Origin of the sequence: Caballeronia sp. J97 (assembly GCF_905220305.1) — a bacterium.
Lineage (GTDB): Bacteria > Pseudomonadota > Gammaproteobacteria > Burkholderiales > Burkholderiaceae > Caballeronia.
Genome location: NZ_CAJMZL010000003.1, coordinates 195,212 through 209,828 on the forward strand (window position 1 = coordinate 195,212; position 14,617 = coordinate 209,828).

A 14,617-nucleotide genomic window follows, 5' to 3' on the forward strand; every position below is an offset into this window, starting at 1 on the left:
CCCATGCATCGAGCCGCCGTGGACGCGACTTCACCGATTCGAACGACAAGAACGGCGGCCGCCATCATCAAAGGAACCATCATGAAACCCGATCCGACCGCACTGCCGCCCGCGCAGGAACGCGACGAACTCGACGAGCACGGCAAGCGCCGCCGCACCGCACTTTCGTGCATGGCGTGGGCCGGCGCCGGCGTCATCTGGACGGTGAGCGGCGGCGTGCCCGTGTCGCGCCTGATTTCGTCGGCGGAAGCGGCCGAGAAGACCAGCTCGTTCAGCTTCGTGCAGATCAGCGACAGCCACATCGGCTTCAACAAGGACCCGAACACCGAGCCGACGAGCACGCTCGAAGAAGCCATCAACCGCGTGGGCGCGATGAACAAGCGCCCCGCGTTCATGATCCACACGGGCGACATCACGCATATGTCGAAGCCCGCCCAGTTCGACACGGCCGTGCAGATCATCGACAAAGCGGGCATGGACGTGCATTACGTGCCGGGCGAACACGACGTGCTGGTCGAGGACGGCAATCCGTTCTTCGACCGTTTCTCCGGGCAATACGGCAAGGGCAGCAACCGCCACTGGTACAGCTTCGATCAGGGCGGCGTGCATTTCATCGGTTTGACCAACGTGATCGATCTGAAGGGCGGCGGCCTCGGCTTTCTCGGCGATGCCCAGCTCGCGTGGCTCAAGGCCGACCTGCAGGGCCAGTCGAGCAGCACGCCGATCGTCGTGTTCGCGCACATTCCGCTGTGGGCGCTGTATCCGCAATGGGGCTGGGGCACCGACGACAGCGCGCAGGCGCTCGCGCTCCTGAAGCGCTTCGGCTCGGTGACGGTGTTGAACGGCCACGTGCATCAGGTGGCGCAGAAAGTGGAGGGAGAGATGCGTTTCTATTCGGCGATGTCGACTGCGTTTCCGCAACCCGCGCCGGGCGCGCCGTCCGGTCCCGGCCCGATGAAAGTGCCCGCGGATCAACTGCGCTCGATGCTCGGCCTGCGCGAAGTCACGCATATCGCGGGACGCGGGCAGCTTGCGGTAACCGACACGTCGCTCGCCGGGGTGCAGTCATGATTGCATCGACGATCGCGAACTACGTTTCGCCCGCCAATCTCCGCCCGCTCGCCGGCAAGTTTCTGCGCAAGGCCGCATTTGCGCTCGTCGTGAAGGGGGTGATCAGCGCCGCGATTCCGACGGCCTGCGCGCAGCAGCCCGCGCAGCAGATCGCGGCGATGAGCGCGCCGACCGTCTCCATCGACAACTTCGCCTTCAATCAGGCGACGATCACCGTGCCGGCCGGCACGAAGGTGACCTGGGTGAACCACGACGACATGCTGCACACCGTCACCGATGAAGGAAAGAGCTTCAAGTCCGATCCGCTCGACAGCGGCGACAGCTTCTCGCATGTGTTCGACAAGCCGGGCACGTACAAGTACTTCTGCTCGCTGCATCCGCACATGACGGGGACGGTCGTCGTGCAATGAGCGCCGTCCGGCGCGGCGCGCGCGCCTGTTCGGTCAGCCGCGGGCCTTCGCGATCGCCGCGAGATTGCCTTCGCCGAAGCCGTGATGCCCGCGCCGTTCGACGATTTCGAAGAACATGTCGCCCGGCTTGCGCTCGACGAAAGTCTGCAGGAAAAGCTGCGGCGTGCCGTCGGGCAGAATCTCGCCGTCGACGAGAATGCCGCGCGCGCGCAGCGCGGCCGTGTCGAGACCGTGGCCGGGCAAACGCTCGTCGATCTCGTCGTAATAGCGCGGCGGCGGCTGCAGGAAACGCACGCCGCGCGCCATCAATGCATCGACGGAGGCGAAGATGTCCGCCGATGCCAGCGCGATATGCTGCACGCCCTCGCCTTCGTGATCGGGCAGATACTGCTGCATCAGGTCCGTGCGGTACGTGCCTTCCTCGTACACCGGAATGCGGATCGAGCCGCACGGCGAGAGCGTGACGGCCGAATCCTGCGACACGTGCCAGTCCGGATGCACCTGATGAATCTCCGAGAAGTGCAGCACTTCGCTGTAGAAATCGAGCCATTCCTGAATGCGGCCCGGGCCGACCGTCTGCGTGAAGTGGTCCACTTCGAGCAGACCCGTGCCGGTGGCGTCCGTGCTTGCTCCGGGAATCGGGCGGAAATCGATGTCGTAGATCGACGTCTCGCCGCAGTTCTTGCCCGGCCAGTGATCGACGAAATACATATGCGAATCGCCGATGCCCTGGATCGCCGGAATCGCGAGCTCGTTCGGGCCTATCTTCTCGCCCTCGAAATCCCATGCGCCGTATTCGAGCGCGCGCTCGTGGGCGACCTGCGCATCGAGCACGCGAATGCCGATCGCAGCGATGCCGACGCCGTGCGACTCCGCAAAACGCGACGCGAACGAATCCGGCTCCGCGTTCAGCAGGAAATTCATGCTGCCCTGGCGAAAGAGCGTCACCGCCTTGCTGATGTGCTGCGCCACGGGCACGAAGCCGAGCGTCTCGAATAGCCTGGCCAGGCCCTCCGGATCCGGGCTGGAAAACTCGACGAACTCCAGCCCCGCAATGCCGAGCGGATTGTCGCCGAGGTTCGGATCGGGCATCGCGCGGGCGGAGGAAGAGGAGTCGGGCTGGGTCATCGGCAATACCTCGAAAATGTACGATCTGGTTCACGGACGCAAAACTACCACGACCTGCACCCTCCGTGCGACCCGGCGAATACATCGAATGGCCGCGAACGGTGCACCTAGAGTAGCGGCAGCGGGATTGCCGTGTCAAAGCCGGGGCAGCCCGACGCGCCCCGGCTCTTCATCCATTTTCGGCGCGCGCTCAGGCGGCGAGGCGCTGCGCGCTCATCGACGGGCGCTTCGCTTGCGGCGGAAACACGTTCCAGGAACCGTCGTCATGGCGGAAGAAGATGATCGCGAGCGGGCCGCCCGGATGCTGCGCTTCGATGCAAACATAGCGCGCGCCGGTGACATGCGAGCGGCACAGGCGCACGACGCGTGCCGGATGCGCGGGAGTCGGGGCAAGCCACTTGTCGACGGCCCAGTGCAGCGAGTTTTCGGTGGTTTGCATGATGGTCTCCTCGGAATCGGTCGGCAGGACGTGAGGTTCAGGCTGCGAGCGCCGCGTTCATGCGGCGGCGGCGCTCGGCGGCGACATAGGCGCGGAAAAGTCCCGCCACGGCTCTGACGGCCGCACGCGGATGCACGAAGCAGGCTTGCACCTGACGGCTGCGGGCGCGGCCGTCGAGGCACCACGTGACGAAGTGCTCGCAGTTGTTGGTCAGCAGGTGATACTGGTCTTCGCCGAGGCGGCTGCGCGCGCGGCGCACCGCTTCCATGCCGACGAACTTCGCGGCCGGGTTCTGGCGGATCGTGACTTCATGGCCGGCGGCGAACTGTTCGACGGAGACTTCCTCGACCGGGCCGCGATGCAGCGACTTCGCGAAGCCGGCATAGTGGATGACCATGCCGTTGCCCGCATAGATGCCGTGGTGTTCGTAGCCCGAGCGGCGCGTGACGAGTTCGGTGCCGAGCGCCGGTTCGTCGTCGAGCGAGAAGCCGCTCGCGGCGGCTTGCTGGTCGATCAGTCCGGATTGTTGGTTGGTTGACATGGCTGGCTCCGATTCTTCTCTGCTTGGCGCCAGGTGTTTGTTTGGCGCCGGGTTGCCTAGCCTTTTGCATCTTCCTTGCCAGCCTCCGTAACCAATTGATTTTTATAAATAAGTCACAATTTGAGAGCGATTCTCGACGGCGTTGTGTTTTTTGCACGCCAACAGTTTTCGGGCGTGTTTGTTGGGTTGATTGCGCCAGACTTCGAGTCGTCCGCCTCGATAAACACACCCACGGGAAGCGGCGGTCGTGTGTTGGTTCTGCGCCGTGACACCGACAGCGCGTGTTGGTCGCGATCCAACGGATGCGATGCCGGACGCTTGTCAACGCGCATCCGGCGAAACAGCGAGAGCGCCGCCCCTTCGCCCGCAGCGCGAAACATGCCGGCAGCGCGCATGCGTCGGCACGGGCCTTGCATAAGATCGTGCGTCCTGCTCACAGGCCATCACGGAGAACCGACATGTGCGTCCTCACCGTCAACGATCTTGCATACGACCGGGAGCTGGATCATGCGGCGATGTCAGCCATCGGCGGCGGAGGCGGCGCGCCATGGGTGTTCGGCTGGATCACGCCGTTCGTGGACCGCCCTTCGGGCGGCGCCGGCGGAGCCTCTGCGGTAAACCTCATCGATGTCACCAACAACATCTACGAGGTCACCAACAACGTGACGAACAACGTCACGAACATCACGGTCGGCCAGATGATCAATCAGTTTCAGAACGTCGCCGTCAGCAATACCGGCAACGGCGCGACGCTCACCGTCAATCCGAACTCCGTGGCGGGGAATCGCGCGGGTTGAGCGGTGCACATCAAGATTCGCTTCGGGCGCGCGTTGGTACACAATGAGCGGGATCGTCCGCAAGGGCCGTCCGATGCCGCGTCACCCAGGACTCCGGAGGTTGCCATGACCTTCAGCACCGAGTTTCGATGGACTTCCGCCGCCCGCACCGACACCGGCTGCGTGCGCCAGATCAATGAAGACGCGCTCCTCGATGCGCCCGAGCGCGGCCTGTGGGCCGTCGCGGACGGCATGGGCGGGCACGCGGTCGGCGATCTGGCGAGCCAGATGGTGATCGAGAGCCTCGCGAAGGTGTCGGCGGCGACCGATCTCGCGGGCGTCATCGCCGACGTGCGCACGCGTCTTCTCGACGTAAACGACAAACTGCGCGCGGAAGCGGCGCGGCGGCAGGTATCGCGCATCGGCAGCACCGTGGTCGTGCTCGCGGCGCGCGATGGCGCGTGCGGCTACGTATGGGCGGGCGACAGCCGCATTTATCTGTTGCGTCAGGGACGGCTCATGCAGCTCACGCGCGATCACAGCCATGTCGAGGAACTGAAGGCGCGCGGGCAACTGACGGCCGAGGAAGCGCTGCATCATCCGGCGCAGCATCTGATCACGCGTGCGGTCGGCGCGCTCGATGTGCTCGAACTCGACGAAAACACACTCGCCCTGAACGACGGCGATACGTTCCTGCTTTGCAGCGACGGCTTGTCGAATGAGGTCAGCGACGCGGAGATCGTGAACGAACTCGCGCCGGGAAATTGCGATGCGGCAGCGCAACGGCTGCTGGAAATCGCGCTGGCGCGGGGCGGGCGCGACAATATCTCCGTGGTCGTCGCGCATGCGGTCGATCTGATGGCGTCAGACAAGACGCAGGTGAACCCCGGGGTTTGAGCGCGCTTCTGCGCGTGCACGCGCCGGCGTCCATTCGTATGCTTATTTCGCTCAGGCGCTTGTAGAACTCAAGTCCCTGCCGGCTGGCCTCGCCTCGTCATCCGGCCTCCTTGTTCTTCTGCGCCGCCGCCCGAAACTCCTTCGAATGCAGCCCGTGCTTTTTCAAGAGCATCTGCAAATGCGAGCGGTTCATCTCATACCGTCTCGCAAGCTCTGCGACGGTGCCGCCGGTTTCCTGCAAGCCTCGTTCGAGAAAGGCGCGCTCGGCTTCGTCGCTCGCGACGCGCTTTGCTTCCGCGAGCGAACTCGCGGTGGCGATGCCGCTTCCGCTCGCAGCCGGTCCGCCCATTGCCAGGGAAAGCGACGACTTCGGCCGGATATCGACCGGCAGATGATCGATGTCGGCCATATCGCCGGCAAGACAGGCGAGCCGATACACCACGTTGCGCAACTCGCGGATATTCCCCGGATAGTCATAGTTGCGCAGAAAGTCGCGCAGTCTCGGCGATAGCTTCACCGGCCGGCGCTTCAACGTCGCCGCGGCCTCGTCGCCGAAATAGGCGAGCAGCAGCGCAATTTCATCGCGCCGTTCGCGCAATGCGGGCAGTGTCAGATGAATCACGCTCAATCGATAAAACAGGTCTTCGCGAAAGCGCCCTTCATCGCAGAACTTGCGCAAGTTGCGATTCGTCGCCGCGACGATGCGCGTATCCACCGCGATCGGCTCGTCCGAGCCCACGCGCTGAATCTCGTGCGCTTCGAGCACGCGCAACAGTTTCACTTGCCCCGACAACGGCAATTCGCCGATCTCGTCGAGAAAGATCGTTCCGGTATGCGCGCTTTCGAACTTTCCCTTGCGATCGTTGGTCGCGCCCGTGAACGCACCCTTGCGATGCCCGAATAATTCGGACTCCAGCAGATTATCGGGAATCGCACCGCAGTTCACGGAGATATACGGCTTGTCCGCGCGCGATCCGTTCGCGTGAATGACCTTCGCCATCAGTTCCTTGCCGGTTCCGCTTTCGCCGTCGATCAACACGGGCAAGTCAGTCGGCGCGGCCTTTTCCGCGATTTCCAGCGCTTCGAGCAGCTTCGGGTTATCGCCGAACGTGCCTTCGAACACGAAGCTGCGTTCGATCAGCGCCTGCCGCCGCGCGCCCGGCGGCAGATCCCGCTTCGGCTCCGCGGCGGCTGCCTGCACGAAGCGCTCCTTGTGCGAGAGTTGCATGACTTCATCGCGCAAGGTGCTCGCCTGCCTCAACAGCTTTTCGATTTCGGGCCGTTCGAGGCGCGAGGTCCATCGCAGCGTCGAGCGCAGGATCTCGATCTTCTCGATGAGGCCCGCATAGGAAATCGCCGATGACGCTGGCGTGCTGCTGTCGCTTTCCGGTTGGTCGAGTATCTTCATGCTGCGCTCAGTTGCTTTTGCACGAGTTGGTAATACATGCCCTTTCTCGCGACGAGTTCGTCGTGCTTGCCCTGCTCGACGATACCGCCTTCGTACAGCACGAGAATCTTGTCGGCGCGCATGATCGTCGAAAGCCGGTGCGCGATGATGACCGCCGTGCGTCCTTTCAATATCTCCTGCATGTTGCCGAGAATATTGCTTTCCGATTGCGTATCGAGCGCGGAGGTGGCTTCATCGAACACGAGCAGACGCGGATCGTGATACAGCGCCCGCGCGATGCACAGCCGCTGGATCTGCCCGCCCGAAAGCCCCACGCCCCGCTCGCCCACCACTTGCTCATAGCCGAGCGGCATCTTCGCGATGAACGCATGCGCGTCGGCCATCTTCGCCACTTCCTCGATGCGCCTTCTGTCGGGCGCTTCGTCGCCGCTCGCGATGTTCTCCGCGATCGTCCCCGAGAACAGCAGGTTGCTCTGCATCACATAGCCGATCTGCGCGCGGAAGAAGCCCTTGTCGACAACGTTGATATCGTAGCCATCGACGGTCATCTTGCCTTCGCTCGGCGCATAGAAACCGACGAGCAGTTTCGCGAGCGTCGTCTTGCCCGAGCCGCTGCGTCCGACGATCGCGATCAGTTCGCCGGGCTTGATATCGAAGCTGATGTTCTCCAGCACGTAAGGCGCGTCGCCTTCGCCGTAGCGGAAATACACGCCGTTGAAGCTGATGTCGCCCTGCAGGTCGGGCAGCATCACGCGTTGCTGCATGTCTTCGGGCTTCTGCTCGGGCTCGATATCGAGCACGTCGCCCAGTCGCTCCATCGCGACGCCCGCGTCGTTCAGGAGACTCCACAAGTTGATGAGCCCCATCAACGGCGCGAGCACGCTGCCCATGTAGGCATTGAACGCGATCAACTGGCCGATGGTCAGTTCGCGCGCGAGCACGAGATTCGCGCCCACCCACAGCACGCCGATGGTCGTCGCTGCATTCAGCAACTGGCTGCACAGGCCTACCGCGATATTGAAGCGCTGCGACTTGTATTGCACTTCCAGCGATTTCGCGTACTTCTTCTCCCACTTCAGGCGCACCGGGCGCTCGATGCCCATGCCCTTCACCGTCTCGACGCCGCCGAGCGCCTCCATCAGATACGAACGCGCATCCGTTCCCGCGGAAAAGGTCTCGCGCGCATTCTGCTTGATGCGCGGCGTCGCGACGACCGTGAGCACCATCATCGGAATCACGAATGCAATGAGCAACAACGTGAGCTTCACGTTGTAGAGGAACATGATCGTGAAGTAGATGAAGATCATCAGCAGGTTCAGCACGGTCGACACCGTCGATTCCGTGAGGAACGCGCGGATCGTGTGATTCTCCTGAAAGCGCGCGAACACATCGCCGGTCTTGCGCTTCGCGAAGAAGCCGAACGGCAGCGAGAACGTGTGCCTGAAAAACTGCGACATCATCGCGAAGTCCATGTTGCGGACCATGAAGTTCGCGAGGTACGCCCGTATCGTCGTCATGAGCTGCGTGAACAGGCTCGCGATGATGAGCCCCGCGATCAGCACGTGCAGCAGGCTCACGTTCTGATGCACGATCACGCCATCGAGAATGTTCTGGATGATGAGCGGCGGTATCACGCCCAGCACCTGAATGACGAACGTCGCGAGAAAGAGATGCAGCAGGATCTTCTTGTACGGCTTCAGATAGCCGACGAAGCGCAGCCACGGCGAGCGCGACACGGCCTTCTGCGTCAGATCCTGCCCTGGCGCGAAGAGCAGGCACGTGCCGCTCCAGCCGCGCTCGAACTCGCCGACGGTCATCTTCCGAAAGCCGATGGCCGGGTCCGCCACCCACACGTTCTCGCTCGATACACCATAGATGATGATGTAGTGATAACCCTCCCAATGCGCGATGAACGGCATCTCGAAGCCGCGCAGCGATTCGAACGTGCACTGCACGCCGCGCGTCGTGAAGCCGAGCGACTCGCCCGCGCGCGCGAGCGAATCGAGCGTCGCGCCCGAGGTCGTCACGTTGGCGAGCTCCCGCAGCTTGCCGAGCGTCATGTTGATGCCGTAGTGGCGACAGATCATCGCGAGACAGGCCGCGCCGCAATCCATCTCCTCCGCCTGCTCGACCCACGCGAAACGCTTGATTACGCGTTCGCCCAGTTCGGGCCTCGTGTGCAGATCGAGCATCGCGGGCAGCTTGCGGCGCTCGGTGAGCTTTTTCTGCCGCTGCAATTCACGCTCGGTGAAGCGGATGCGCTCTTCGAGCACTTCGCGCAGCTTCACGTTGCGCTCGATGATGAAATGCACGGTCTTCTCGGGGATCACGAGCAGGCGCGTATCGGTGCTCGCGATGGCCGAAGCCATCTGCTCCTGACGCATCACGCAGGCCTTCTCGCCGAAGATCTCGCCGGGACCGAGGGTCGCGAGCACATGCCGCTCGCCGCCCTCCTCGCGCACGATACGCACTTCGCCCTGCCGCACGACATAAAGCCGACGGTCGTCGCGCGACTCCTGCTTGAGAATCTCCTTGCCCTCGCCGACGCGCTTCACGCCGACGCTGCGCACGCATTCCTCGAGTTCCGCCTTGTCCAGCTTGCCGCGCAGATCGAACAGCTTCGCGACGAAGCCGCCCGCCGAGTTGATCGCGACATAGCTCGTCACGAATGCGAGCGCAGCCGGATTTCTTGCGATGACGGGCTCGATCGCCGTGCGCGGGATATACAGCAACTCGGTCTTGCCGGAGGAGCGCACCGACGACTCATGGCGGTAGTCGCGCAGCATCGCGATATCCGCGAAGGTCTCGCGCTCCTTCTTCACCCCCATGCTGATTTCCTTGCCGTGCTCCTCGGTGAAGATCCGCACGGAGCCCGCTTTCACGACATAGAGCCCGTCGGCCGCATCGCCCGCATTGCACACGGTCTCGCCGAAGCCGAAGCGCCGCGACTCCGTTTGCGCCGCCAGTTGCTCGATGTCCTCGCGCGTGAACGGCGAAAGGATCTCGACCGACGAGAGAAAGTCGGCGGGCGAATCAAGGCTCGATGGAGCGTCCATGTTCTCTTGCATTCCCCGTCAGTCAGCGTGCTTCTATGACATGCTCCTGCGCGCGCGCCATCATCCAGTCCTCGCGCAGCAGGCGGCGGATTTCCGCCGACACGTCTTCATCGAGCTTCGCGGGATACTTCGCCGTCACCGCGAAGATTTCATACGATGCGCCATCCGCCGATACGAACGGCCCGAGCAGATCGCCGACTTCCGCGTTGAACACCTTCGCCTCGACGTCGGGCTTCATCTGTCCGCGCATCACGCGGCCGATCACGCCGCCCGCGTCGCGCGTGTCGGCGATCGAGTGCTCGCGCGCCATGTCGGCGAAGCTGTCGGGATCGTCGTTGAGATACGAGATCATTTCCTTGGCGCTGCCTTCGGTGTCGAGCAGGATATGGCTCACTTCGATGCTGTCGAACTTCGGCGAATTGAGCTGGAAATATTCTTCGACCTCGCGCCCGGTGCCCACCTTGTCGAGCATCTTTTCCTGATAGAGCGTGTCGGTGATGAAGACCTCGAACTCGTCGAGACTCACGTGCAGCGCATCGAGATAGTTGTTCATGTCGGCCGCGCGATGCAGCCCGCGAATGCGGCGAAACTGATCGGCCCGGTTCTGAATTTCTTCGTCGCTCACGGCAACGCCCGATTTCTTCGCCGCGCGCACGGTCAGCTTGTCGCGCACGAGCTGCTCGATGAGACTGTCGAACTGACCATTCAGCTTCAATAACCTGATGAATTCGCCGACGTCGACCACTTCGTCGTCGATACGCACAATCGCCGTCATATCGTTCTCCGTTGGTTCCATGTTGAATTGCGCATCATGTTCGCGTTTCGGCGCTTCGATAACCCCCCATCTTTATCCCGCTACATTGCGGAACGGATCCAGCCCGAGATCGATCAGGCGCCGCTCGCGCACCACGATTTCAGCGGTCGCCGTCATGCCGTAACGCAGCGGATACTTCGTGTCCGCGATCTGATAGAAATCGCGATCCAACGTCACGCGTCCTTCATAGACGGGTTGCTTGCTCGTCGGGCTCGGCTTGGTCGCGGGCGATATGAAGGCGAGCGTGCCCTCGATCACGCCATAGCGCTGATAGGGAAACGCATTGAACTTGAGCTTCACGCGCTGCCCTTCGCGCAGAAACGCGCGGTCATGCTCGGCGATCTCGATCTTCAGCACCGGCTTCGCATTAGCCGGCGCGATGCCGCCGAGCGGCGTGTTCGCCTGAATCTTGTCGCCGGGCTGCGTCGATGTCACGTCGGTGACCACGCCGGACACGGGCGCGAGTATCAGCAGAAAATTGTCCTTGTCGATGTTCTCGAACTTGATGCGCGCGGCCGCATCGGCGACGAGGCGCGCCGTCTGCAGTTGCAGACGCAGCTTGTCTTCGGTGCTCGCGACTTCGCGCATCGCGGCTTCGTATTGCAGCCGCAGACTCGTCGCTTCCTGGCCGCTCGTTTCCAGTTGACGCTTCGCCTGCGTGAAATCGTGGCTCAGCCGGAAGTCGAGTTCCGCGAGCCGCGACTGCTCGACGCGATACGCGCCGTCCGCTTCCAGATACGCATTGCGCTTCGCATCGACCTGCGCCTCCGCGACGCCGCCGCCGCCCGGCAACGCGAGCAGACGCTGAAAGCGGTCGAGTTCGACCTTCGCGGCATCGCGGGCGCGGCGCGCGTTCTCCAGCGTGCTGCGCGCTTCCTGCAACTGCGCCTTCTGGCCTTCCGCGAGCTTGCTCGTGCCTTCGGACACGCGCTGCTGATGCTGATGCTCCTCCACATCCATCTGATCCTTGAGCGCGGCGATCTTGCGCTCCATCAGCAGCTTTTTCTCGGGAAACTGCTTCCATTCGCGCTCGGCGTCGTCGAGCTTCAGTTGCGCTTCGAGCGCATTGGTGGCGGCCTCGATCGCGCCGCGCGCATTCAGGCGCGCGACCACGTCGTCCTTGCGCACGGGCTGTCCTTCCGCGATATAGAGGTCGGCCAGCTCGCCGTCGATCGGCGCATAGAAGCGCCGCACTTCCGATTCCGGCGCGAGCGTGCCTTGCGCGGTCACCATCACGTCCGCGTGGCCGACGAACGACCACACGAGCGCCGACGCGACGAGCGCCACCATCGCGAGGACGAGCCCCTGGGTGATCCTCGCCGGTTCCGCCGTGAGAATCGCGATGCCCTCGGCGCCGTGTTCGCCGAGCGCCTCCGACAGCGGCTTAAGGTGTGCGTCTCTCTTCACTGCTCGTGCCTCCGCCGATCAGACTCAGCTTCGTGTTGAGAAGCCCGGGTTCGAGCACCATGCGCAGATCCTGCAACGAACGCCGTTGCAGATCCGCCTCGGTGTCGATCTCACTGGCGAGCGCGGTCCACTTCGCCGTCGCGCTGTCCGCCTTCACCTGCCTGAAGATGCGCATGCCGCGCGTGGCAGCGTCCTGCGCGTCGGACAGGAGCCGCGCCTGCGTCCGGAACACATCCGATACGCCCGATTCGAGCCGCTGCGATCCGCCGATGCCGCCGTTCGTCCGATACTGCTGCCAGGACGTTTGCGCCTGCGCCATCAAGGTCTGCGCGCGGGCCGTCGCCTTGTCCTTCAGCGCCGCGACGTCGGGCGCGACCGCCTTCGCATAGAACGTGTCGCCGTCGAGATCGAGCGTTTCGTAGAACGACAGCAGCGCGTCTTCATAACCTTTCGAGCCGCGCGCCTTCTGCAGATCGGCGAATTGCGCGGCCACGGCCTTCTTGTGCGCGAGCTCCTTTTGCACGGTCGGCGACCACGCGCCTTGCGTCAGCTTTTGCAGCGCATCGATGGCCTGAGCGCTCTGGCCGTGGTTCCAGGCATCGGCGACCGTCGCGTATTGCGCAAGCACGTCGGGCGGCGGCAACTGGCTCGCGCGCATCTGCCTGAATTTTTCCTGGAACGGCGGCGTCGAGAAGTTCGCCTTGCTCACCGAGACCGCGAGCGGCGCGAGGCTCGGCCCGTTGAGGCTGCGGCGCAGGGCCGCGTAGGCATCGAGATCCGCGCGCACGCGATCGAGGCCCGCGAGGCGCGGATACTTGTCGGCGTATTCCTTCAGCGTCGCGTTGATCGCATCGGGATCGTCCTGACCGAGGCTCTTGACGATGCTCGCATCGAGCCTGTCGATGGCCGCGAGATACACGGAGTCGTCGCTTTGCAGCTTGCGCAGATGACTCAGCGCGAGCGCATACGGATCGCGGAACTCGGGCACATAGCCAGCGATACGGTCCAGATCGCGCTGATGCCCCGCCGCGTCCGCTTCCCAGTGCTTCAGGATCGCGCTGATGCGCGGCTCGTCGCCGTACATGCGGATCGGCGCATCGGCGCCGCCGCGGCTCATCGCGAAGCCTTCCAGCTTGCCGATCCATTCGAGTTCGTCGACGAGCGAATGCACGTCGGCGTTGTGCTCGCCGAGCGCCCTCATCTGCGCGATGATCGCGTCCGCGCTCGCGAAATCGCCCTTCTTCAACGCGACGAGCCAGCGCGGCACGTTCGACTTGAGCACGGCTTCCGTATTCATCGCCGCGAACTGCGCGTCTTTCGGATGCGTCGTCAGATAATCGTTCGTGACGGTCGCTGCCTCGCCGAACTCGCCGCTCGCCATCAGCGATTTCGCGTGACGCTCGGGCGAGCCGATGTAAAAGAGCGCGGCGCCGCCCGCAACGAGCACGGCCAGCGCGCACGCGGCAATGATGCGTGTGCGCCGCCCGGCACGTGGATCGTCGTTCGCGAGCACGCGACGCAGCTCGGACACGAAGAGCGCGAACTTGCTGCGCTTCGCGGCGCGCGCATCCTGGCGCTTTTCTTCGGCGGGCAGCGGCTGTGCTTCCTCATTGACTTCGTCCTCGCGCGCGGCGGCCTGATCGACGCAGAAGATGTCGAGAAACGAATGCGCCGAGCCGACGAAGGTGGTTTTGTCGCTGTCGAACTCGTCGTCGTGCGACGGCTTGGCCACCTGCGCGACCATTTCCGTGAGCGTCGACTCGCTTTCGTCGCCGTGCAGATGCACCTTGTACACGAAGTGCGTGCCGCCGAATGCGATCGTATCGCCGTTCTTCAACTCGACCGCCGACGCGCCGAGCCGCTCGCCGTTCACGAAGGTGCCGTTGGTGCTGCCGAGGTCTTCGACGAACGGCGCGCCGCCCTTGATGAATACGTGAGCGTGCCGCCGCGATACGTAATTGACCTGATGCGGAAAATGCTCGCGATAGCGCGAGAACGTATCGTCCGTCTTGCTGACGAGAAACGGAAACTGCGCGAGCTCGATCGGATGAAGGCCGAGGTCGTCGCGCTGCGGCGTGAGCGTGACGCCGATCGGCTTCGGCGCGGACAGGCGCTGCGTACGCGGCGCGAACTGCACGCGATAAGAAAGCTTGCTGCCGAACGAGATCACGTCGCCGCTTCGGATGCGTGCGGGCGTTTCGCGCACGGGCGTGCCATTCACCGCCGTGCCGTTCTTGCTCGCGAGATCGGCGATATAGACGAAGCCGTGCTCGATGAAGATGCGGGCATGACGGCGCGAGAGCTGCGCGACGGCTTCGGGCGGACTCGTGTCGAACGGCGCTTCGGCGCGGCCGATCGCGAAGAGGTTTTCGTCGATGCGGATTTCCGTGAGCCGGTCCGCCAGATCGCGGCCGAGCTCGGCATGCGGCGCGGGCTTCAGGATGACGTCGAACGCCTCGCCCACGCTCTGCGGTTGTTCCGCGACGGAAAAGCCTTGAGCCATGTCCATGTCACGAGGTACGTCCAGCCGCTGCCGCCGACGCGCCAGAGGAATGCCCGGCAACGTCGGGCACATGGACAGGTTGGACCGCGCCGTAATCGAAGTCATTCACACCCGGCGGCTGTTGAGAGTTTAAGTCACGCATCGTCGTAGTCAATCGTGCGGCACTG

At 63.6% G+C, this 14,617-nt stretch carries 12 protein-coding genes; 4 read left to right on the forward strand and 8 right to left on the reverse strand.

From position 1 onward, the window contains the following. The first annotated feature begins 81 nt into the window (after window positions 1–81). A complete protein-coding gene (locus U4Y90_RS07495) occupies window positions 82–1,071 on the forward strand; it encodes a metallophosphoesterase family protein (protein WP_321793813.1) in 990 nt (329 codons plus the stop codon). Next, the gene (locus U4Y90_RS07500) at window positions 1,068–1,481 is read left to right on the forward strand and encodes a cupredoxin family copper-binding protein (RefSeq protein WP_321793815.1); all 414 of its coding nucleotides are present in this window, start codon (window positions 1,068–1,070) and stop codon (window positions 1,479–1,481) included. Before U4Y90_RS07495 ends, U4Y90_RS07500 begins: the two co-directional genes overlap by 4 nt. Window positions 1,482–1,514: 33 nt before the next feature. Here the strand turns inward: U4Y90_RS07500 and U4Y90_RS07505 are convergent, their stop codons facing one another. From U4Y90_RS07505 to U4Y90_RS07515, 3 genes are all read right to left on the reverse strand, one after another. Continuing rightward, complete coding sequence (locus U4Y90_RS07505) at window positions 1,515–2,609, reverse strand: 4-hydroxyphenylpyruvate dioxygenase family protein (RefSeq protein WP_321793817.1); 1,095 nt, start codon at window positions 2,607–2,609, stop codon at window positions 1,515–1,517. Window positions 2,610–2,799: 190 nt separating this feature from the next. Then, window positions 2,800–3,048, reverse strand: a complete 249-nt coding sequence (locus U4Y90_RS07510; protein ID WP_321793819.1) for a hypothetical protein — start codon at window positions 3,046–3,048, stop codon at window positions 2,800–2,802. A 37-nt stretch (window positions 3,049–3,085) separates the two neighbouring features. Then, window positions 3,086–3,589: a lecithin retinol acyltransferase family protein gene (locus U4Y90_RS07515; protein WP_321793821.1), complete on the reverse strand. Its 504-nt coding sequence runs from the start codon at window positions 3,587–3,589 to the stop codon at window positions 3,086–3,088. 458 nt (window positions 3,590–4,047) lie between these two features. Here U4Y90_RS07515 and U4Y90_RS07520 point away from each other — a divergent pair, with 458 nt between their 5' ends. Next, a complete protein-coding gene (locus U4Y90_RS07520) occupies window positions 4,048–4,386 on the forward strand; it encodes a hypothetical protein (RefSeq protein ID WP_321793823.1) in 339 nt (112 codons plus the stop codon). Between the two features lie 105 nt (window positions 4,387–4,491). Then, on the forward strand, window positions 4,492–5,262 hold the full coding sequence (locus U4Y90_RS07525; RefSeq protein WP_321793825.1) for a PP2C family protein-serine/threonine phosphatase: 771 nt from the start codon (window positions 4,492–4,494) through the stop codon (window positions 5,260–5,262). A gap of 97 nt (window positions 5,263–5,359) precedes the next feature. On the opposite strand, the gene U4Y90_RS07530 is transcribed toward U4Y90_RS07525, so the two are convergent. The 5 genes from U4Y90_RS07530 to U4Y90_RS07550 all read right to left on the reverse strand — a co-directional run bounded on the left by U4Y90_RS07530 (window position 5,360) and on the right by U4Y90_RS07550 (window position 14,450). After that, window positions 5,360–6,670 (reverse strand): sigma-54 dependent transcriptional regulator, encoded by a 1,311-nt coding sequence (locus U4Y90_RS07530; protein WP_321793827.1) that lies wholly within the window; start codon window positions 6,668–6,670, stop codon window positions 5,360–5,362. Next, window positions 6,667–9,726: a peptidase domain-containing ABC transporter gene (locus U4Y90_RS07535; protein WP_321793829.1), complete on the reverse strand. Its 3,060-nt coding sequence runs from the start codon at window positions 9,724–9,726 to the stop codon at window positions 6,667–6,669. The genes U4Y90_RS07530 and U4Y90_RS07535 overlap by 4 nt, the downstream gene beginning before the upstream one ends. Before the next feature lie 22 nt (window positions 9,727–9,748). Further along, window positions 9,749–10,501 (reverse strand): peptidylprolyl isomerase, encoded by a 753-nt coding sequence (locus U4Y90_RS07540; protein ID WP_321793831.1) that lies wholly within the window; start codon window positions 10,499–10,501, stop codon window positions 9,749–9,751. Between the two features lie 72 nt (window positions 10,502–10,573). Next, entirely contained in the window at window positions 10,574–11,947 is a 1,374-nt protein-coding gene (locus tag U4Y90_RS07545) for an HlyD family efflux transporter periplasmic adaptor subunit (protein ID WP_321793833.1), read from the reverse strand. Then, a complete protein-coding gene (locus U4Y90_RS07550; RefSeq protein ID WP_321794074.1) occupies window positions 11,925–14,450 on the reverse strand; it encodes an FHA domain-containing protein in 2,526 nt (841 codons plus the stop codon). The genes U4Y90_RS07545 and U4Y90_RS07550 overlap by 23 nt, the downstream gene beginning before the upstream one ends. Window positions 14,451–14,617: the final 167 nt, after the last annotated feature.